We start from the raw sequence: 20,904 nt of genomic DNA, 5'->3' as shown, positions 1-20,904 counted from the left end.
GAAAGTGAGGGGAACGATGGACGCCATTAAACAGATCTTGATCGACGAAATTAATACGCTCAACCGTGAAGAACGCCGGGATAACCTGCCGCGCTTCAGCTTCTCTTTTTTGAAAAAACATCCCGGGCTGTGGGCAGTGATGTACCTGTGCTACGGCCTGTGCGTGGCACTGATTTTTTCCACTGAGATGTTGGGCTGGCCAGCCTTCTGGTTCGCGACCGCCTTTATACTGGTGATGAGCTTTCTGATGTTGCTGGATATCAATCCCAAATACCGTTTTGAAGATATCGATGCGCTGGATCTGCGGGTTTGCTACAACGGCGAATGGTATTACGTGCAGCCGGTGCCTGAACAGGCGGTATCGCGCATTATGTCTTTGCCGGATGCGCCAGAGCGCGTCAAAACAGGGATTGACCGTTTGCTGAAGCAGAAAGGGGAAGTGGACTTTTACGACGTTTATTACCTGACCTGGGGGCACCGCCAGGCTGCGCAGGTTTAACCCCGCGCCATGTCGGCCATGATCTCCCCCAGGGTGACGACCGCCGCCTCGGCTCGCGAATCCCAGGGCCAGGCGGTATTAAGCCGAAAACAGTGGCTGAACTGTTCGCCAGCGGCAAACAACTGCCCCGGTGCAATACTGATACCTTTTGCCAGCGCGCGCTGGTAAAGCTGGGTGGTATTAATACTGTCCGGTAGCGTCACCCACAAAAAGTAGCCCCCGGCGGCGTCGCTCACCGTGGACGGTGCGGGCAGCACCTTCATCAGTGCCTGACGCGCCAGTTGCTGGCGCTTTGCCAGACTTTGCCGAAGCCGTTTCAGGTGATTATCGTAGCGGCGGGTCGCCAGAAAATCCGCCAGTGCCAGCTGCATCGGTGCACTGGTCGAAAGCGTACTCATCAACTGCAGGCGTTGAATACGTTGAGCATGCTGGCCCGCAGCGACCCATCCCACGCGAAACCCCGCCACCAGCGATTTTGAAAAAGAACCGCAGTGCAGCACATTGCCATGGCTGTCCCAGGCTTTTGCCGGCAGGGGCGGCGCGCCCTCACCCGACAGCTCAGCGTACACATCATCTTCGATCAGCGGCACCCGATGACGGGCAAGCAATTCCACCAGCTGCTGTTTACGCTCGGGGGTCAGCGTGGCACCTGAGGGATTTTGCAGGGTCGTCATTAACCAACAGGCTTTAACAGGCCAGCGCTGAAGCGCGTCCTCAAGCTGCTGTAAATCAATGCCGTTCTGCGTGTCGACGGGAATAGCCAGCGCCTTGAGCTTAAGCCGTTCAATCGCCTGCAGTGCGCCATAGAAACTGGGCTGTTCAATCACCACGTAGTCGCCGGGTTCGGTAAGAGATTGCAGACTGAGATTCAGCGCTTCCAGCGCCCCGCTGGTAATCACGATTTCATCGGGGGATAACGTGATGCCCTGACGGGCGTAACGCTGCGCCAGCAGCTGGCGCAGCGTGGCGTTGCCGGGGGGCAGATTATGCAATGCATCGGTGGGCGTCAGCTGGTGTGAGACGTTCGCCAGCGAACGCATCAGCTGACACTGGGGAAACAAAGCCGGGTCGGGGAATGCCGAACCAAACGGCACAATGGCCGGATCGCGCGTGGCCTGCAAAACGTCGAACACAAAGTCATTAATATCCACCCGCTCGCTGATAGCCACGCTGAGCGGTGCGGCTGCCAGCGCCCGTGGCGCGACGTAATAACCGGACTGCGGGCGCGACACAATCCATCCCTGACTTTCCAGCAATTCATAGGCATGCAGCACGGTCATCAGGCTCAGCCCCTGCCGGGCGACCTGCTGGCGCAGCGAAGGCAAACGGGTGCCCGGTGGCCAGATACCGGCTTCGATTTGCTGCTGAATGTCATCCATTAACTGCTGATATTTCGCCACGGCATGTCGCTCCTGATGCTGAGGCGTCACTTTATCATGTTGATCACCTGTAACAAAAAAAGCCGTGGCGGTTAACGCCTTAGCACTCCAGCGCTGCGGGTTTGTCTGCTTCAGTGCCCACAAACTCGTTAAGCTCTTCGATACGTTCCGGTGGAAGGGGGCGACCCAACAGATATCCCTGTAGCGTGTTGCAGCCAAGTTGGGTCAGAAAGGCCTGCTGCTCGGGCGTTTCGACGCCTTCAGCCACGACTTTTAACTGTAAAGACTGCGCCAGCGCCACAATCGCCGAGACGATGGTCGCATCTTCCGACTGGTGCTGAAGCTCGTTCACGAAGGCCCGATCGATCTTCAGCTCACTGGCTGGCAGGCGTTTGAGATACAACAAACTGGAATAGCCGGTTCCAAAATCGTCAATCGAGGCTTTGACGCCGAGCTCCGTCAGTTCGGTCAGAATACGGACGCTTTCATCGGGATTACGCATTGCCGTCGTTTCCGTCACCTCCAGCGTTAACTGCGTGGCGGGAATATGGTGCAGCGCCAGCGCCGCTTTAACCGTTTCGACCAGATTGCTCTGCTCAAACTGCAGCGCCGACAGGTTCACCGCAACGGACCATGCCTGATGGCCCTGCAGGTGCCACTGATGCAATTGACGGCAGGCTTCGTTAATTACCCAGTTACCGATATTCACTATCATGCCGGTTTTTTCCGCCATCGGCAGAAAGCAGTCCGGCGTCAGCAAGCCGTGTTTCGGATGCTGCCAGCGCAGCAGGGCTTCAAAGCCCATAATCGGGCCGTGTGGTGCACAGTATTTGGGTTGGTAAAACAGCCGCAGCTCGTTGTTATCCAGCGCATGCCACAGATCGTTATTCAGCTGTAACTGACTTTGCGCCAGCAGATTCATGGAGGGCTGGAAAAAGGTATAGCCGTTGCGGCCGTTATTTTTGGTGTGGTACATCGCGGCATCCGCATTGAACATCAGCTCGCGCTCATCCTCGCCGTCACCGGGATATACCACAATGCCGATGCTCAAGGAGACCACTAACTCGTAACGGGAAATCGAGAACGGGCGAACCACCGCTTTTACCAGTTGATCGGCGACCGCCGCCGCATCATTTGGCTCGGTGATTTCAATCAGCAGGACAAATTCATCGCCACCCAGACGCGCCAGCGTGTAGTAGCCTTTCATCTGTTCACTCATTCTTTCCGTGACGCTGACCAGCAAACTGTCGCCAATGTGGTGACCAAAGGCATCGTTGACCGCTTTAAACCCATCGAGATCCATAAACATCAGAGCAAACTGGCTGCTCTCACGATTGGCTTTATTCATCGCCTGTTCAAGACGGTCTTCCAGCAGGATGCGGTTTGGCAGTCGGGTCAGATTATCGTGGAGCGCCAGCTGGGCCAGTTCACGATTGGCCTCAGCCAGTGAACTGGCCAGGATAGACGTACGTGCCTGCATGCGCGCATCCAGCATGGAAACCAGCAGGGTGATACCGAGTATGGCGATGGTCACTACGGTGACCACAATGGCTAACCAGTTGCTGTTAACGCCCGAAGACATGGTATGGCTGCCTGCAGGGAATGAAGCCGCCATCATGCCGGTGTAGTGCATACCGGCAATGGCGGCGCCCATCACCACCGATGCACACAGCCGCAGTGTGGCGACGCGTCCCTGATGCCCTTCACGCAGCTTAAACGCCAGCCACAGGGCAGCAACGGAGGCGGCCAGCGCGATGATCACCGAAATCAGCACCCAGCCCCAGTTCCAGATGATACGGGTCGAGAGCACCAGGGCGGCCATGCCGGTGTAATGCATAGCGACAATGCCGCTGCCGAGGACAACAGCACCGCCGGCTAAGCGCGGCAGAGGCAGGTCCCCCTGACAGACGAGCCACAGGGCGAAAATGGATGCACACACCGCAATACCGGCAGACAGCGCCGTGAGGGATGCGTCATAACTCATCATCATGTCCAGGTCCATGGAAAGCATGCCAATAAAGTGCATGGCCCAAATACCAATGCCCATGGCAAAGCCACCGCCAAACAGCCACACGAGTGCGACCTTACCGGTTGAAGTGGCTACACGTCCCGCCATATCCAGCGCGGTAAAGGAAGCCAGCATCGCCACTAATACCGAAATGACGACGATGAATGCGTTATATGAGGCCACTAGCATAGTGTTTATCCGAACAGCGCCGAGCGCGCAGCTGTGATGTTGACGTTGAAAAAGATGTTTTGTCTTATTTACCGGTTATCGGCGCGAAAAAAGACTAAATTAGGCTTTTTTAATAGAGGTTCCCAATGCTTCCGAGCGTCCGGACCAATCAACCTGGTCTGCCGACCGAGGAAATTTGTTGTTGTCCGCAGGGCGCTATCCAGGCGATTACCGCTCTCCCGGCATGAAACGACAGGCACAGAAACGCAGGAAAAATTAAAAAAGACTGCTATTCCAAAAGATTATAATTAAACATGCTGCCAACTCGTCTGCACGCCCCTGTCCACATCTGCTTATCTTAGACGATTATTCTGAAACCGTTTCTGATCGGCGCAAGACCATCCCACCTGATTCGAAAGGGTCACGGTGCGCAAAATATGCCCCTGTTTTTATTTTCATTTACCGAGAATGAGCGGCTATGAAGGGTGTCCGGGGGCACGAATGTAACAAATTAATAAAAAATTTATCGTCGGGTTTCGCTACAACGGCCAGGCTGATGTATAGTAAAAAAAATTAATATAAATCGACTTACCTGTTTTCTGGATTGTCGGGAAAAACAACGGCAGGATGCTGACACTCTACGGTTAGGTTTTCTTTTCTCTGGTTTTTTTGTATTACGCCATCAGGTGAAAAAGCACAAGTCCTGAATAATCGGTAAGGAATGATTATGAAATTCAAGCTTTTTCTGTTAGCTGTCAGTTTCACCACGGCGCTGCCGTCCGTGACGTTTGCTGCCACCACCACGGGTGCAATTAACGCTACGCTGACATTAACTACAGGTTGTCTGGTGAACGGCCAGTCAGCCACCACGGGCGTAAACTTTGGTTCGTTGAACTTTGGTAGCAGTGCCGCCACCTTCGATACCCTGAATGCCACCCTGGTGGGCGCGGCAGGAAACGGTATCTACGTGCGTTGTACTACCGGGCAAACGTTTAACGTCCAGGTGACCAGCAGTAATGCGGCACCGGGAACCGTCTACGGCACCGTGTCATCTGCACCGCGCTATCTGGTGCTGGGCGCGGATAATACCCAGGGCATCGCTTATACCCTCTACAGCGACGCCTCCTTTAGCACCGCCATTGCGAATAACACCAATATTGCGCCAAGCGGCACGACCGATCCCACGCTTGGCACCAATTACGCGATTTACGGACGCGTGGTGGGCGGCGGCTTTAACCCTGTGATTCCGGCTGGCACTTACACCGATACCATTAACGTTGCCGTGAACTACTAAGCGCCCGTGTTTGAGTAGCGGCAGATGACAGCAACCTGGTCACCTGGTTCGATCACCGCTGGCGGGTTACTGTTCCTGGTGAGTGTGAATGGGTGGAGCATTACGACCAGCTCCACGACATTTCAGGTTTCAGCGTCAATCGTTGCAGGTTGTGTGATCTCCGGGACCAATACGGGGATCTTTGGCACGCTTAATTTTGGCACCCAGTCCGGGCTGGCAAACAGCAGTGTCAGCGCCAGCTATGTGCAAAGTTCAACGATTAACCTCGCCTGTACACCCGGCACCACCCTGAGCATGACCATCAACGGTGGCAGTAACTATACCGCGACCCGCAACCTGAAGCTGGCGAACAATACCAACACGATTCCCTATTACCTCTTTAGCAATGCGGCACGCACAACCCCGATTCCGGTGAATACGGCAGTGCCGCTGAGCTACAGCAATGCCAATAACATCACGTTACCGATTTACGGCGTGCTGCAGTTACCCGGCCCGACGCGCGCCGGGGTTTATTCCGACACGCTCAGCGTCACGCTGACCTGGTGATAAAAAGTACAAAGGAGCTTTACCATGCCATCCCTGCGCGCCCTGTTTTTTCTGTTCACACTCGTGTTGTTGCCACAGGCGCAGGGCGCTAACTCTGTCATGATTTGGCCCATCGACCCGGCGATAAACCCGGAGGAGAAAGCCAGCGAGCTGTGGCTGGAAAACCGTGGCAGCAGCACGACGCTTATGCAGGTGCGCATCTTCGCCTGGCAGCAGACCAACAGCCAGGAGCAGTATCAAACTCAGCAGCAGGTCGTCGCCAGCCCGCCACTGGTGCGCATCGAACCCGGTCAGAAGCAGCTCGTCCGCCTGATTAAACAGCTACCGCCTGCCGCAGGTAAAGAGGTGGCCTACCGCGTGGTGCTGGATGAAATCCCTACCCCGCGATCGGTCAGCGACAACCAGGCCGGGCTGAATTTTCAGATGCGTTATTCGGTTCCGCTCTTTGTCTATGGCTCCGGTCTGAGCCGCGATGACGCGAAGTCGGCACTCAGCTGGCGTCAGGTCAACGCGAGCGGCCAACGCTATCTGGAACTGACGAATCGCGGCAACGGCCATGCACGACTCAGTAATGTCACCGTTGGCGGTCAGCGACTTGGAAACGGACTTTATGGCTATGTGCTGGCCAACAGCACGCAGCGCTTTCCGTTAACGTCCTCCGTAAGCGGTGAACTGAGCGCAGATACCAATAACGGGCAGTGGCGCAGCGCTGCGGCTCAGTAAGTTGCAATGATGCAGTTTTCGCCGCATCCCGTCGCGCTGGCTATCGCGGGACTGTGTTGTCTGACGCCCGGTTATCTCTGGGCTGAAACCTTTACGTCGCTACCGCCCCCTCCGTCGGTGGATAACCGTCCTACCGGCCAGCGTTACATGTTAGAGCTGGTAGTGAACCAGCAGGCGCGGGGCGATATCGTGCCGGTCGAGCAGCAAAACGGCCATTTTCTGGTGCGGGCGGGCGATCTCCAGCGTGCCGGAATCCCTGCCGAAAAATATCAGGGGCAGCAGCAGGTTGATGTCAATCAACTGGCGGAGGTGAAAGTGGATTATGACGATCGCCGTCAGCGCTTGCTGCTGACCGTTCCGCCCGGTTGGCTGCCAGCCCAGACGTTGGGTGAGAGCAACAACGGGCCGCGCTTTCCTGGACGCGTCAGTAACGGTGCCCTGATCAATTACGATCTCTACGTCACGCGCACCGACGTGGCGGGCACACGGCTGGCGGCCTGGAATGAACTGCGTCTGTTTGGTGAGGCAGGGCATTTCTCCAGTAATGGCGTCTGGCAACAGCAGTTGGAAGGGCAAAATCGCTACCAGGATGAGGGCTATATCCGCTATGACACCTGGTGGAGCAATGAGAATGAAAACGCCATACTGAGCTGGCGGGTTGGCGACCTCACTACCGATGCGCTGGCATGGACCAGCAGCGTCCGGCTTGGCGGCATACAGGTTGCGCGCGATTTCAGCGTACGACCGGATCTGGTTACCTATCCCCTGCCTGCCTTTTCCGGTCAGGCGGCGGTGCCCTCGACGGTTGACCTGTTTGTTAACGGCTATCGATCCACCCAGGCCAACGTCCAGCCCGGTCCCTGGTCGCTGACCAACGTGCCCTTTGTGAATGGCGCAGGGAACGCCGTCATTACCACAACGGATGCCGTCGGTCGCCAGGTCGTCACCACGCTACCGTTTTATGTTTCCAGTAATCTGCTCAAGCCCGGCCTGTCCGATTACGCCTTTTCAGCGGGTGCGATACGTCAAAATTACGGCATCAAAAATGCCGATTACGGTGCGGCAGCCCTGAGCGGCTCGTGGCGCTATGGCATGACGGACTGGCTCACGCTGGAAACCCACGCGGAAGGCAGTAATGAGCTGGGAATGGGCGGCGCGGGCGCGCAGTTCAAAGTGGGCAGTTGGGGCGTGATTAACGGCGCAGCGGCGCAGAGTCGTCTGGAGGGTCAGTCGGGTGCGCAGTACAGCTGGGGCTATCAGTACAACAACAGCCGTTTCAGCCTGGGCACCCAGCACACCGTCCGCAACGCCGGCTTTGGTAATCTGGCCCTGCTGAGCAACCAGCGCAACAGTGCCTATGCTGACAACCGTTACAGCCTGGCGCGACGGACCGCGCAGTACAGCGCCAGCATATCGCTCAATCGTTATGGCAGTCTGGGCGCAGCTTATATCGATATCTCCAGCGGCGATAACCAGCGTACCAGCCTGTGGAACCTGTCGTGGAGTAAAAATCTGTGGGGCAATGCCAGCCTGTACATTTCCGCCAGCCGTGACAGGCAACAGGGCGAATGGAGCGGTGCCGTCTCGCTGGTGATCCCGTTTGGTGAAAACAGTAATGCCTCCCTGAGCCTTGAGCGCGATCAGCAAGGCCAAAATAATCAGCGGGCCTATTTGTCCCGCGCCATGCCCAGCGATGGGGGCTTTGCCTGGGATGCATCCTGGGCGAATCAGGGCGGCAACAGCGGCGATTATCGTCAGGGCAGCCTGCGCTACCGCAACAATAAGATCGATACCTCCGCTGGCTTTTATGGGGATGATGACAACACGACGCAGTGGGCAGATTTATCCGGCTCGTTGGTGTTGATGGATAATCAGGTGTTTGCCGCCAACACTATTAACGATGCGTTTGTGGTGGTCAAAACTAATTACCCGGACGTGAATGTCCGCTATGAAAATCAGTCGATGGGACGCACCGACAGCAAGGGCTACCTGCTGGTGCCGTCAATCAGCAGCTACTACGCAGCCAAATACGACATTGATACGCTCGATCTGCCTGCCGATATGACCACGCCCAAAGTGGAGCAGCGTTTTGCCGTGAAGCGTCAGAGTGGATTTTTACTGGATTTTCCGGTTGAACGTTTACGCGCCGCCAGCGTGATTCTGTTTGACGGCAATAACCAGCCGCTGCCGGTATCCAGCCAGGTGATCCGTCCGGGACAGGCAACCGGCTACGTTGGCTGGGACGGCATCGCCTGGCTGGACGACCTCAGCGAGCACAACCCTATCAAGGTCATCGCCCCCGATGGCCGAACCTGTGAAACCGATCTGACACTGCCTGGCGGTCAACCGCAGGCATTAAAAACCTACGGGCCGCTGACCTGCCCCCTACCGCCGCTGCCCAAAGGTGCACCGGTGCCCAATCCTGATAACGCTACCGCCGGAATGACGCCATGAAAAACCTGATGCTACTCCTTTGCCTGCTGTTGTTGCCCTCGCTGGGTTATGCAGCCTGTGCCCTGCCTGCCTCCAGCGCCAGCTTTGGCACAGAAACGACCTTTGTTGCAAATACCAGCGTCAGTTCCACCTCCACCAACGCTAACGTCAACTGCGGATCGGGCACGGCCCTGACCCTGCTGGGTAATAACCAGATTACGTTTCAGTTGACCAGCGCCAGCAACACCAACGGCACGCGCGGTACGCTCAAACGAAGCGGCGATACCGGCAGCGACAATATTCCGGTACGGCTGTGTACCGACAGCGCCTGCGCCAATGAACTCACGATTGGCGGGTCGGCTTTTGTCTATAGCTCGGCGACGTTGATTAATCTGGCGGGGTTACTGGGCAGCCTGAACTTTGCGATTCCCGTCTATTTACGCACCGTCGCCGGGCAAACCGTGGCGGCGGGCAGCTATACGCTGACGCTGAACATGGCCGTCACCTATAACGTTTGCACCAGCCTTTCCGCCCTGGGCGCTTGCCTGACCCCGCAGACCGGCAACGGGGTCATTCCCATTACCGTGACGGTTGTCCTGACTAACGACTGCACCGCGATTACCGCACCGAATATCAGCTTTGGGAGTGCACCGCTGGTCGCCAGTTTTGGGGCGGTTTCGCAAACCATCAATGTATTATGCAGTAAAGGCAGTACCTACACGGTGGGCTTAAGCAATGGCAACAACACGTCAGGCAGCGTGCGCAATATGGCGAGCGGCACGAACCTTCTGAGTTACGAAATCTACAAAGGAACCAGTAGCGATCGTTGGGGACCGAGCGGGACAGAACGCGTTGGCAGTGCGGCGGCGAATACCGTCAGCACCGATGGACTGACGCGCAGCTTTAACTACACTGCGCGCGTCCTCACCACCCAAAACACGCCGCCTGCGGGCAACTACAGCGACAGCGTGGTGGTCGATATTGCCTTTTAAAGTGCGGCGCTGACCGGCGTGCCGCCATGGCGCGCGCGGTACTGTTTGACCATTCGACCAATCAGCAAGGTGCCAATCAGCCCACAAATGGCCGCAAAGGTCAGCCATACGCCCGGCATCGCCTTATCACCCGTGGCGTGAATCAGATAACTCGACACCGCTGGCGTGAAGCCGCCAAACAGCGCGGTTGCCAGGCTGTAGGCCATGGAGAAACCGGCGGCGCGCACTTCTGCCGGCATAATTTCCGCCAGATAAACCACCATGGCACCGTTGTAGCTGGCGTACAGGAAGGAGAGCCATAATTCCGCCTCCAGCAGATGGGCAAAGCTCGGCGACCCCACCATCCAGTGCAGTACGGGCCAGGCCGTGGCAATCATCAGCACGGTAAACGTCAGCAACAGGGGGCGACGACCGACGCGATCGGACAGCGCGCCCATCACCGGTAGCCAGAACAGGTTGGAAATGCCCACGAACAGCGTCACCATAAACGCCTGCTTGTCGCTCATCATCAACACCGTTTTGCCAAAGGTTGGCGTAAAGGCGGTAATCATATAGAACATCACGGTCGTGGTGACGACCATCAACATGCCCGCCAGTACCAGTGCCCAGTTGCTGGCAACCGAACGCATAATTTCTGTCATCGCCGGGTGATGTTTACGTTGGCTGAAGGCGTCGGTTTCTTCCAGCATACGGCGGATATAGAACAGGAATGGCACGATCAGGCAGCCCACCACAAAGGGAATACGCCAGCCCCACTCGGTCACTTCATCATGGGAAAGCAGATGGTTCAGCGCCAGACCCAGCAGCGCAGCAAAAATCACGGCGATCTGCTGACTGCCCGATTGCCAGCTCACAAAGAACCCTTTGCGTCCTTTTGGGGCCACTTCGGCCAGATACACGGACACACCGCCTAACTCCACGCCGGCTGAAAAGCCCTGCAGCAGACGACCCAGCAGAATCAGGACCGGTGCCGCCGCGCCAAGCGTGGCATAACCCGGTACCAGCGCAATGGTGAGCGTACCCACTGCCATCAGGCCGAGCGTTAACAGCAACCCTTTGCGACGACCATGGTGGTCAATGTAAGCCCCCAGAATAATCGCCCCCAGCGGGCGCATCAGGAAACCTGCGCCGAAGGTCATCAACGTCAGCATTAATGAAGAGAAGGGATCGTCACCGGGGAAGAAGGTTTTGGCTATCGCGGTCGCGTAATAGCCAAATACCATGAAGTCGTACATTTCAAGGAAGTTACCACTGGTAACGTTGAAAATGGTTCTGGCCGCGCTCTTGGGCGGCTTTTGTAAAGTTTCACTATGGCTCATCACGGCTTCCTTGGTTTTTTATCCGTTTTAGCCTGCCAGAAGCCAGATTAATGTGACATTGATCACCATTGCACTTTACAAACTCGTGAGTTTCCGTAACAAGAAATTAACAGAAGAGCTACAGCAGCATATCTGCCTGCGTTGACTGACAAAAGGCTATCGAAGATTCTGCAAAAAAGCAGAGACAAAAAAAGCGCTACAGAGTGAGCGCTTTTTGAGGAGGGCTTAAGATGTGGGGACAGGTAAGCGTATTAACTGCATCTGAGAAGTGAAAAAGGGTCAAGGCTTGCGGCTTAACCGGGTTTACCCCGCCTGATTCATCACTTCTTGACCGTTTCCATTCCCATTAAACCGATTTTTAAATAACCGGCCGTGCGCAGTTCATCCATAACGCTCATCAGCGTTTCATAATCCACAGACTTGTCGGCCTGGAAGAAAATCGTGGTGTCTTTCTTGCCTTGCGTCTGCTGCGTCAGCACGTTAATCAGCGACGCATTATTTACCGCCTCGTTGCCGACATAGAGCTGCTTGTCGGCTTTGATAGAGAGGTAAACCGGTTTTTCCGGGCGCGGCTGAGGCGCACTGGTGGACGCCGGGAGATTCACACGGACATCAACGGTCGCCAGCGGCGCCGCGACCATGAAGATGATGAGTAGCACCAGCATCACGTCAATAAACGGCGTGACGTTGATTTCGTGCATTTCACCATCGGTTTCGGACGGGTCGTTTAATCGCATTGCCATAACGCTTACCCTACACGCAGTTTTTGCGCGGCGGCAGGACGGTTGGCTTCAGGCTGTGCCAGGTTTCCCAGGTCGATATCGCGGCTTTGCAGCAGCATAATTTGCGCAGCAACATCCCCTAACGAGGCTTTGTAGTTGGCGATCATGCGGGCAAACACGTTGTATATCACCACCGCCGGAATCGCGGCCACCAGACCGATCGCGGTCGCCAGTAAGGCTTCAGCGATGCCGGGGGCAACAACGGCTAGATTGGTCGTTTGGGTTTTGGCGATACCAATAAAGCTGTTCATGATGCCCCAGACCGTGCCGAACAAACCGATAAACGGCGCGACGGAACCAATCGTTGCCAGGAAACCATTGCCGCGGCCAGCGTGTCGGCAGAAAGCAGCGACGCGACGTTCGAGCCGGAAAGCGGTACGATCTTTGATTCCGGCCGTGTCTTCAACGCCTGCAGAAAGTTCCAACTCGTTTTGCGCGTCGTTAAGGAGCACCGCACTGTGGCTGGTGGTTTTAAACTGCTGGGCGGCGCGCGCGGCATCATTCAGGTTGCGGGCTTCACCCAATGCCAGCTGTTCACGTTTCAGGCGTCGTTTGGCCGCGCTCAGCTCAGCATACTTACCGAAGAAAATGGCCCAGGTCACAACAGAGGCCAATAACAGACCAATCATGACGACCTTCACCACGATATCAGCATGCTGGTACATGCCCCATACGGAAAGGTCTGCTTGCATTAAATCACTGGCTACCACGCGGCTTCTCCAACTTCATATTCAGGATGCGGAATAAGTGCAGATGATAGCAAAAATCAATCGAATTGATAGTGGTTCTCATTAGTATTTACAATCTACCGCGCCTCCAGGCTATGGAGCCAGCACTGGAAAAAGGACGCTTAGTCTCAGGGCCTGTACGCGCTGGCTTTATTACGCTCGTATTGGGATGGCCTGCATTACGCCTGAGCCGCCAGTGCTTCAGGCGAGCGGTTCACAGGCCCACGGCGCTCTTTTCCATCTCGCCCCATACGTCAGCTTTCACCACAAGGCACTGTGTTTTTAGCACAGGAACGATAGCCCCTGTCCACTTCGCCTTATTGCCGCCGGTTTCATCAAACCCTGTTTCACCTGTCAACGGTCAACGGTCAACGTGAGTGTGCCGGTGCCCGACCTCGCCGCATCGCTCTGCTGGAATACGTGGTAGCAGCTCTGCCATTGATGGTCTGAAGTGGAGGTTCCCTCGTTATAGCCATCCGCGCACACCCAGGCGACATAACGGCCTGCAAGGAAATAACGCAGGGCTTTGGGCTGCGGCGGCGAGTTAATTTTACCAGGCCACCAGGCCCAGACAATATGCTTCGTGCCGCGTTACACACAGATGGCGTGGCTGTCGAGACCACGGGGCTTTTGGCTTTTGGCTGACACCCTGAGCAGAGGTTGCTCAGTTAACCCAGCATTTTTACCGCCTCCAGATGCGCCAAAACGGCTAATAGCGATCAATCTCATAAAATAAGTTTTTCGTTTCGGTGAATGTAAAAATTATGTTGCGGCCAAAATCCCCCTGCAGCAGGATGAGTAGAACGTTCTACTAAAACGTTCTACCTACTATAAAAACGCTAATAACAGCGCAACATTGGGGAAACCTGGCATGAGACTGCTCTCAGGATTTGTTAAGTCGTTATCAAAACTATCAATGATTGGCCGGGCGCTCATGCTGCCCATTTCGTTGCTGCCTGCCGCTGGCTTGCTACTGGCATTTGGTAATAAATTTGAGTTGCCGCTGATGATGAATGCCGGCGGGGTGATTTTCGATAACCTGCCGATGCTGTTTGCTATCGGCTCCGCGGTAGGGCTGGCCTCCGAGTCCGGTATCGCCGCGCTCTCTGCCGCGGTTTCCGTCTTTGTGACCAATATTACCATCGGCACTATGTTGCATATCACGCCGGAAATGGCGGCTCAGGGCGGAAAATATGCCATGGTCGTCGGCATTCCGACGTTGCAGATGGGTGTGTTTGGTGGACTTATCTGCGGTATTCTGGCCGCCTGGTGCTATAACCGCTTCCATACCCTGCAGCTCCCGGAATTTCTCGGTTTCTTTTCCGGTAAGCGTTTTGTCGCCATTGCCACCGCGTTTTTATCCTTCCTGCTTGGCCTGCTGATGCCGTATGTCTGGCAACATATTCAGGCAGGGATTGATGCGCTGTCGGTTATCGTTAACGGTGATAATCAGGCGGCCTCAACCTTTATTTTCGGACTGGTCGAACGCGCCCTGATACCGCTTGGCCTGCACCATATCTGGTATCCTTCGTTTTGGTACTCCTTTGGCGATTACGTGACCAAAAGCGGCCAGGTGATCCATGGCGATCAAACCATCTGGTTCAAGATGCTGGAAGAGGGCGTGAAATCCTTTAGCAGCAACACCTACCAAAATGCGGGCAAGTTTATGCAAGGTGAGTACCCGCTGATGCTGTTCGCGCTGCCCGCCGCCTGTCTGGCGATGTATCACGAAGCCCATACGAAAAACAAAAAGATCGCCTTCGGTATCCTGTTTTCGGCGGCGCTGACCTGCTTTTTAACCGGGATCACCGAGCCGGTAGAATTTACCTTTATCTTTGTCGCGCCCCTGCTGTATGTCTTTAATGCCATCATGGCAGGCCTGGCGTATATGACCATGTACCTGCTGTATGCTCATATCGCGAAGTCCTTTTCGGCCGGAATGATTGACTACATTACCTTTGGCATTGTGCCCTCTCTTAACGGTTATCAGACTCACTATCTCAGTGCCGTTATCGTAGGCGTGCCGATGGCATTGATTTATTATTTCACCTTCCGCTTCGTGATACGCCGGTTTAATGTAAAAACGCCGGGACGAACCGATGTGACGGCCACGACCGATGATAAAACCGATGCAGAGCTGGCAAGCGACATTATGGTTCTGCTGGGCGGCGAGCAGAATATCAGCGCGGTGGGCGCCTGCATTACGCGCCTTCGGCTTGAAGTGGCCAACAGCAATGAGGTCGACCGTGAAGGGCTTAATAACCTTGGCGCGCGCGGCGTGGTTTTTGTCGGCGATAACGGAATACAAATTATTTTTGGTGCCAGAGCGCAGTTTATTGCCCAGACGCTGTCCGGGATGGTGGGCAAATCCTGACCTGCGTTTCTGCAGGCGACGGGCAAAGCGGTATCAGGCGGATGACGTGAATGTCAGGGAGCAGGTTTGAAGAGAGTCAGCATTACTGACGTTGCTAAACATGCCGGTGTTTCGGTTTCGACCGTTTCACTGGTGCTGCGTCAGAAAGGAAAAATATCCGATGCCACCATCAGGAAAGTTCACGCCGCCATTGATGCGCTCGACTATGTGCAAAATGTGGCCGCGGCGAATCTGCGCGCCAGTACCTCTAACCTTATCGGTTTGATTCTGCGCGATTTCAGCGACAGTTTCTCTGTCAAGGTGATGGCAAGCATTGTTCAGCAGCTTGAAAAGCAGGGCTACCTGGTGTTTCTGGGCCAGCCCACTGACGACGACGAATCACTGGCACGCTGCCTGCTTTCGTTTAAACAGCAGGGCGTCGCCGGGGTCGTCTATCTGGCGTCAAACACGCGAAACGCCAGCCTGCCCGAGCAACTCCTGCACTGCCCTTTGCCGCTGGTGGTGGTATCGCAGTCGCTGCTGGCAGAGAAGTGCAATCTGGTGATGCGTGATAACCGCCAGGCCGCGCACCTGGCGACGCGCTATCTGATAGAACGCGGTCATCGCAATATTGCTTACATTGGCGGGATTGAAGGGGATCTGATCCGGCAACAGCGCTTACTCGGGTTTCGCAGTGCCCTGACCCAGCACGGGCTGGCGCTGCGGGAAGGGTTTACGCCCTCCTGTCGGGCCGATACCCAGGCCGCCGCTTATGCCACTCGCCAGTTACTGGAGCAGAACAACACCATTACCGCCCTGCTCTGTCACTCGCCGGATGCGATCATTGGGGCGATTTCAGGGATTCATCATACGGGACGCACCGTGGGTAAGGATGTGTTCCTGACCCAACAGGTCGCGCTGGTGGGCTTTGAAGACATGCTGCACGTGAACCTGACCTCGCCCTCTTTCACCTATGTTTCTTCCGCCAGTGAAGAAACCGGGCGACAGGCGGCGGAACTTATCCTGCGTCAGGTGAAAGAACCCGAACGGCAAACGCAGCGTATTTTATTATCGGGCCAATTAATTACACGAGAGTCAGCATAAATCGGCATTTCCATTGTCAGAGAAGCGAGTCAGTGAAAAATCGCTTTCGTGAGCAGGGGGAATCCCCGCGCACGATTGTTGCGCAAACAGAATGATAAACAGACTATGAGCAATGCAATCATAACCAGCCTACTTTCGCTTTTACGTCGGACAATACCGTGGCTTTCATTACGAGGCCGCCGTTTACCGCATGACCACGCTGACCTTACTCGTGAGGGAGATCGCCCATCACGCCTGTCTCCCGCTCCCGTTTTCGCCGGGCCTGACGGCACCCTTTCTCACGCCAGTAACGCCTTAATCCAGGCAAGCGAGACGTCATCCGATCCCTGCCCGCCGCCAGACCGGACGATGCTGCTCTGGCTGTCTCGCTGTTTTTTGTTTGTATCACTGCTGCTACCCGGTTCAAACATGGCTTCACACTGTTCGGGAGCCTGCTATGCCGCCACCAATACCCTGATCACTTTGCACTTTTTCAGGCGCTGTTATGAATCCGGTAAACCCTCATCCGGGATGGTTAAATGTTTTAGTCGCCAGTTGCGCAGCGTGGCACTGATTCGTTTCATCCATGCCTCACGCAGCGCGGCCCCGCCGGGCAGGTTAAAGCGTTTTCGTCACGACCATCACTCAGGTAAGAAGAAAAGAAGCCAGGTACGTCCGCCCTTCCGGGCCGATCCCGAGCCAGAGCAGCCCGTCCGTGCCAGCCCGGCAGAACCCTCTTTGTTCTCGCCTGACACATTGCTCAGACAGCACCCGCTGCCACCGTCGTCGCCCTGCACCGGACGGCAATATCAAGAAATGCCATCCGGGGTGAGCCCGCCGCTGAACACGCCGACCACCTCAACCGGCTGTGTGCCCTGAGCGGACAGCATCTGGGCGTAACATAGCCCTGATTAGCGGATATCCCCTGGGCTAATTCCCCAGCGGGAAGGCGTGCTTCTGCTGGCGGCCTGGCGCTGCTGATAACGTCCTTTTGCCGTAATCATCGCCACCGTTAACAACGCCGGAATAGCCAGTACGGCAAAAATGGTGGCAAATCCCCAGCCCAGCGCCAGCATCTCTGCCCCGACCAACGCGCTCAGAATCGCGCCGATGCGTCCCACGCCGTGCATCCAACTGGAGCCGGTCGCGCGGGCCTCGGTCGGATAAAAGCTGGCCGAGAGCGCATTCATTCCAGTGTTAGCGCCACCGATGCAAAAGCCGATCATCATGGCACAACCGCCCAGCAGCACCGGGTGCGCAAGCGAAAATCCCATACCGACCGTGAACAGCGCGCCCGCACCGTAAATCAGCGACAGCGCCCGGTGCGACTCAATCCTGTCCATTAACCAACCCGAAAACAGCGAACCGCAGGTGCCGCCTGCCTGGAACAGCGCAGTAATAATCGCAGCCTGTACCACGTCAAAACCGTTATCTTTAATCAGCATGGGTAGCCAACTGCCCAGGGTGTAGAACAAAAACAGGGCGGTAAAATAGGCGCCCCACAGCATCAGGCTGCCAAACCGATACGCGTCATTGAGTACCACTTTTACCGGCTGCGCGTTCGCTTTGCTGACGGGCGGCAGCTCGACGCTGCACTGTTGCAGGTCCAGATCCGGCGCCAGCTTAGCCAGAATACGGTGAATTTTTTTGCTGGCAGCGCGCCTGACCACTAAAAAGCACACCGACTCCGGCAGCGCCCAGAGCAGCAACGGCACGAACAGCATCGGCAGGATGCCGCCCAGCATCAGTACGGCGTGCCAGCCAAAGTGCGGCATCAGCCATGAAGCGGCAAAGCCTCCCAGCGCGGCACCAAAGGTGAAGCCGCAAAACACCACGGTGATGAGAAAGGCCCGCCGCCTGGCAGGCGCAAATTCGGCCACCAGCGTACCCACATTGGGCATCGCCGCACCCAATCCCAGACCGGTCAGGAAGCGAAACAGGATCATCTGCTCCATGTTTTGCGAAAAGGCGGTGATCAGCGTCCAGGCACCAAAAAAGAACACGCTGTTAATAATGACCACTTTGCGGCCCAGCCTGTCAGACAGGGGACCAGAGAGCATCGCGCCCAGCGCCAGTCCCACCAGCGCTGCGCTGATAATCAGCCCCAGCTCGCGGTTGGTGATCCCCCAGTCGGCTTTTAATTCAGGTGCAATAAATCCCATGATGGCAATATCAAATCCATCAAGGGCGATGATGCAGAAGCCAAACAGCACCACCATCTTTTGCCACATCCCCAGCGGGCGGCTGTCGATTAACGCCCGAACATCAATTGTTTTGCTTTCCGCCACGGTGACTCTCCGGTGAAATACGTTATGTGGGGTTACTATATGCAGGCGCTGTAGGGCGATAAACGGCGATAATCGAAATTTTGTGCGTTTATCGCGCAACAATGCGTTAAATAAAGTTCATTATCGCGTTACCAGATTGTTATATAAGGCAATTTTTCTGACAGCATGGCTCCCGTTATCCGCTAAGGATTGTGAGCGGGATCGGGCGTGTTTTCAGGCGGAGGGATGCGGTACAGAGGAGACAGGTGCAGGATAAGGGGCCAGCGAAACTGGCCCGTCGAAGGATTACCGCATGGCGGTCAGCCGCACGGGCGCATTGGCCGCGCCAAAGCCGCGATAGCCGCCACGCCGTTCCAGCAACTCGAAGAAAAAGCGGCCTTTTTCATAGGGAACGGTATAGACGTGCAGCAGTTCCCCGCCCTGTTCATCACGGTCATACAGCACATCGTAGCGTTGCAGCTGCGCCAGAAAATCGGCATCGAGTTCGAAGCGCGCCATCAGGTCCTGATAATAGTTATCGGGAATCGGTAAGGTTTTTAGACCGCGTTCGCGCGCGGCTTTTACCGCGCTAAACAGGTCGTCACAGCCAAAGGCGACGTGCTGTAATCCTGCGCCCTGATAGGTCGTTAAGGCACGGGCAATTTGGGTTTCCCGGCTGACCGACATATTCAGCGGCAGGCGAATCGCATCGTTGGGACTCCGCAGCACCCGACTGCGCACCAGACCCAGGGGATCGGGCAGTTCCCACTCGGTATCCTGCACAAAACCCGGCACGCTGCGCAGGAACATAATCCAGTTATCGCGTGTGTCATCGGGCAGGGCAATCGCCAAATGATCGATCGTCTGCATCGCGGTCTGCGGCGCTGTGCGGTGCGTTAAATGAAAATCACTGTGGTAACCGTCCTGACCTGCTGGCTCATCTTCCACCAGATAAATCAGGCTGCCGTCGGGGGCACATAGCGCCGGTATCTGGCGTTCGTTCGGGCCGGTTTCTCCCTGCCAGATGGCGTAACCATAGTCCTGCGCGCGTTTAATCAGCTTATCGACTCCGCGAACCCGCCATGCCACCGCACACAGCGAAATGCCGTGTTGATGATAATACCCGCTGGCCTGGCTCTCCGGCTGGGCATTCAGGATCACATGCACCTTGCCGTTACGATACAGCGCCACCTGCTTGGAGCGATGATCCCCCGCATGAACCAGGCCAAGCTGCGTCAGCCATTGCCCCAGGGCCAGTGCGTCGTTGTGGCTGACGGCAAATTCGATGAACTCCAGTGACAGCAGCGGCGGCTGGGGCGCAGAGTGAAACAGCCCGTCTCCGGCCAGGGAAGCCAGCGCACTGGGCAGCAGCGGCTGTTTGATCAGCCAGTCGCGCGTTTGCTCCTCAAGCCACAGCAGCGATCGATAGCCGTCCTGAGCAGTCGGCACTACCGGCGAAGCACGGAACCCGTCGTTAAAAATCTCCAGCGACCAGGCGTCCCGGTAACCATGGGCAGACAGCTGCGTCATAAACTGGGTCAGATTGAATTCGCCCTGGCCGGGAAAGCAGCGGAAGTGGCGACTCCATGACAGCACGTCCATTTTCAGCAGCGGCGCATCCGCCAGTTGCACAAACACAATCTTCTCTGGCGGCACCACGTCCAGCCCGTCAAGGCTGTCGCCGCGCGACAAAATGTGAAAACTGTCGAGCACGATGCCCAGCGCTGGATGGTTGACGGCCTCGACTCTGGCCCAGGCATCGCGCCACAGGCTGACGTGGCGTCCCCAGGCCAGCGCCTCATAACCGAGAGTAATACCGTGCTGCTCCGCCAGCTCTGCCAGTGCCTTAAGATCGCTGACCTGAGTGGCGAAATCGTCACTGCAGTCGGGTGAGACGTTGCTGCAGAGCAGCATCCGCTGACAGCCCAGCTGTTGCATGACTTCAAACTTCCGCGCCGCGCGCGCAAGGTTGTGCGCCAGCCTGTCACGCGGGCCGCCCTCGAAGTCACGGAAGGGTTGAAACAGCAAAATCTCCAGCCCGAGCTGTTCACACAGCTGGCGGATTTCCACGGGTGAGCCGGGATAATAGACCAGATCGTTATCGAAAATTTCAACGCCATCAAAGCCTGCGGCGGCGATGGCCCGCAGTTTGTCCGGCAGCGTGCCCGATACCGAGACCGTTGCGATAGAACGTTTCATTGTTGCCTCCAGATAAACGGTCACCGGGTGACCTTAAAGCAGCCAGTCAGCAGCGAGGCGTTCCACTGACGGAGATTGGCAATTGTTATGAACCAGTTGGAACATTTCGTCAATGTGTAACTAGTCATGAT

General features: G+C 56.1%; 17 protein-coding genes. 9 read left to right on the top strand and 8 right to left on the bottom strand.

All coding sequences use genetic code 11. The features are described 5' to 3' along the window. The first annotated feature begins 16 nt into the window (after positions 1-16). Positions 17-499, top strand: a complete 483-nt coding sequence (locus tag QNH99_RS04045; protein WP_410517323.1) for a YlaC family protein — start codon at positions 17-19, stop codon at positions 497-499. Here QNH99_RS04045 and QNH99_RS04040 read toward each other — a convergent pair. Further along, positions 496-1,899: a PLP-dependent aminotransferase family protein gene (locus QNH99_RS04040; protein WP_410517322.1), complete on the bottom strand. Its 1,404-nt coding sequence runs from the start codon at positions 1,897-1,899 to the stop codon at positions 496-498. The genes QNH99_RS04045 and QNH99_RS04040 overlap by 4 nt on opposite strands. Before the next feature lie 79 nt (positions 1,900-1,978). Beyond that, on the bottom strand, positions 1,979-4,075 hold the full coding sequence (locus QNH99_RS04035; protein ID WP_410517321.1) for a putative bifunctional diguanylate cyclase/phosphodiesterase: 2,097 nt from the start codon (positions 4,073-4,075) through the stop codon (positions 1,979-1,981). A gap of 706 nt (positions 4,076-4,781) precedes the next feature. On the opposite strand from QNH99_RS04035, the gene QNH99_RS04030 reads away from it, so the two are divergent. The 5 genes from QNH99_RS04030 to QNH99_RS04010 are packed head-to-tail and all read left to right on the top strand — an operon-like array spanning position 4,782 to position 10,042. Beyond that, on the top strand, positions 4,782-5,348 hold the full coding sequence (locus tag QNH99_RS04030; protein ID WP_063880923.1) for a spore coat protein U domain-containing protein: 567 nt from the start codon (positions 4,782-4,784) through the stop codon (positions 5,346-5,348). Positions 5,349-5,372: 24 nt separating this feature from the next. Next, positions 5,373-5,894 (top strand): Csu type fimbrial protein, encoded by a 522-nt coding sequence (locus QNH99_RS04025; RefSeq protein WP_109716928.1) that lies wholly within the window; start codon positions 5,373-5,375, stop codon positions 5,892-5,894. A 24-nt stretch (positions 5,895-5,918) separates the two neighbouring features. Next, the gene (locus QNH99_RS04020; protein WP_410517320.1) at positions 5,919-6,617 is read left to right on the top strand and encodes a molecular chaperone; all 699 of its coding nucleotides are present in this window, start codon (positions 5,919-5,921) and stop codon (positions 6,615-6,617) included. Positions 6,618-6,623: 6 nt separating this feature from the next. After that, entirely contained in the window at positions 6,624-9,071 is a 2,448-nt protein-coding gene (locus QNH99_RS04015) for a fimbria/pilus outer membrane usher protein (RefSeq protein WP_410517319.1), read from the top strand. Next, positions 9,068-10,042: a spore coat U domain-containing protein gene (locus tag QNH99_RS04010; protein WP_410517318.1), complete on the top strand. Its 975-nt coding sequence runs from the start codon at positions 9,068-9,070 to the stop codon at positions 10,040-10,042. Before QNH99_RS04015 ends, QNH99_RS04010 begins: the two co-directional genes overlap by 4 nt. Here the strand turns inward: QNH99_RS04010 and QNH99_RS04005 are convergent. The 3 genes from QNH99_RS04005 to exbB form a co-directional block, all read right to left on the bottom strand. After that, positions 10,039-11,361 carry an MFS transporter gene (locus QNH99_RS04005; RefSeq protein WP_063880927.1) on the bottom strand — a complete coding sequence of 441 codons (1,323 nt, stop codon included), beginning with the start codon at positions 11,359-11,361 and terminating at the stop codon, positions 10,039-10,041. The genes QNH99_RS04010 and QNH99_RS04005 overlap by 4 nt on opposite strands. 320 nt (positions 11,362-11,681) lie before the next feature. Beyond that, positions 11,682-12,104 carry a TonB system transport protein ExbD gene (exbD, locus tag QNH99_RS04000; RefSeq protein WP_109716925.1) on the bottom strand — a complete coding sequence of 141 codons (423 nt, stop codon included), beginning with the start codon at positions 12,102-12,104 and terminating at the stop codon, positions 11,682-11,684. A gap of 5 nt (positions 12,105-12,109) precedes the next feature. Further along, on the bottom strand, positions 12,110-12,835 hold the full coding sequence (gene exbB, locus QNH99_RS03995; protein WP_172823913.1) for a tol-pal system-associated acyl-CoA thioesterase: 726 nt from the start codon (positions 12,833-12,835) through the stop codon (positions 12,110-12,112). 907 nt (positions 12,836-13,742) lie between these two features. Between exbB and QNH99_RS03990 the strand changes: the two genes are divergently transcribed. Beyond that, positions 13,743-15,245: a PTS transporter subunit EIIC gene (locus QNH99_RS03990; RefSeq protein ID WP_410517317.1), complete on the top strand. Its 1,503-nt coding sequence runs from the start codon at positions 13,743-13,745 to the stop codon at positions 15,243-15,245. 66 nt (positions 15,246-15,311) lie between these two features. Then, positions 15,312-16,328: a Mal regulon transcriptional regulator MalI gene (gene malI, locus QNH99_RS03985; RefSeq protein ID WP_145394985.1), complete on the top strand. Its 1,017-nt coding sequence runs from the start codon at positions 15,312-15,314 to the stop codon at positions 16,326-16,328. 278 nt (positions 16,329-16,606) lie between these two features. On the opposite strand, the gene QNH99_RS03980 is transcribed toward malI, so the two are convergent. Then, positions 16,607-16,738 (bottom strand): hypothetical protein, encoded by a 132-nt coding sequence (locus QNH99_RS03980; RefSeq protein WP_255474515.1) that lies wholly within the window; start codon positions 16,736-16,738, stop codon positions 16,607-16,609. Between QNH99_RS03980 and QNH99_RS03975 the strand changes: the two genes are divergently transcribed. Then, a complete protein-coding gene (locus QNH99_RS03975; RefSeq protein ID WP_244915428.1) occupies positions 16,737-17,186 on the top strand; it encodes a hypothetical protein in 450 nt (149 codons plus the stop codon). The genes QNH99_RS03980 and QNH99_RS03975 overlap by 2 nt on opposite strands. A 32-nt stretch (positions 17,187-17,218) precedes the next feature. Here QNH99_RS03975 and QNH99_RS03970 read toward each other — a convergent pair whose 3' ends face one another. Together QNH99_RS03970 and QNH99_RS03965 are read right to left on the bottom strand one after the other, a co-directional pair. Then, the gene (locus tag QNH99_RS03970) at positions 17,219-18,595 is read right to left on the bottom strand and encodes an MFS transporter (RefSeq protein WP_145394983.1); all 1,377 of its coding nucleotides are present in this window, start codon (positions 18,593-18,595) and stop codon (positions 17,219-17,221) included. Positions 18,596-18,880: 285 nt separating this feature from the next. Continuing rightward, positions 18,881-20,773 carry a bifunctional sugar phosphate isomerase/epimerase/4-hydroxyphenylpyruvate dioxygenase family protein gene (locus QNH99_RS03965; RefSeq protein ID WP_410517316.1) on the bottom strand — a complete coding sequence of 631 codons (1,893 nt, stop codon included), beginning with the start codon at positions 20,771-20,773 and terminating at the stop codon, positions 18,881-18,883. Between the last annotated feature and the right edge of the window lie 131 nt (positions 20,774-20,904).

The sequence above is a fragment of the Pantoea allii genome (genome assembly GCF_046529425.1).
In the GTDB taxonomy this organism is placed as follows: domain Bacteria; phylum Pseudomonadota; class Gammaproteobacteria; order Enterobacterales; family Enterobacteriaceae; genus Pantoea; species Pantoea allii.
The sequence above is the reverse complement of the archived record's forward strand: the minus strand, read 5'-3'. Positions and strand labels throughout refer to the sequence as shown.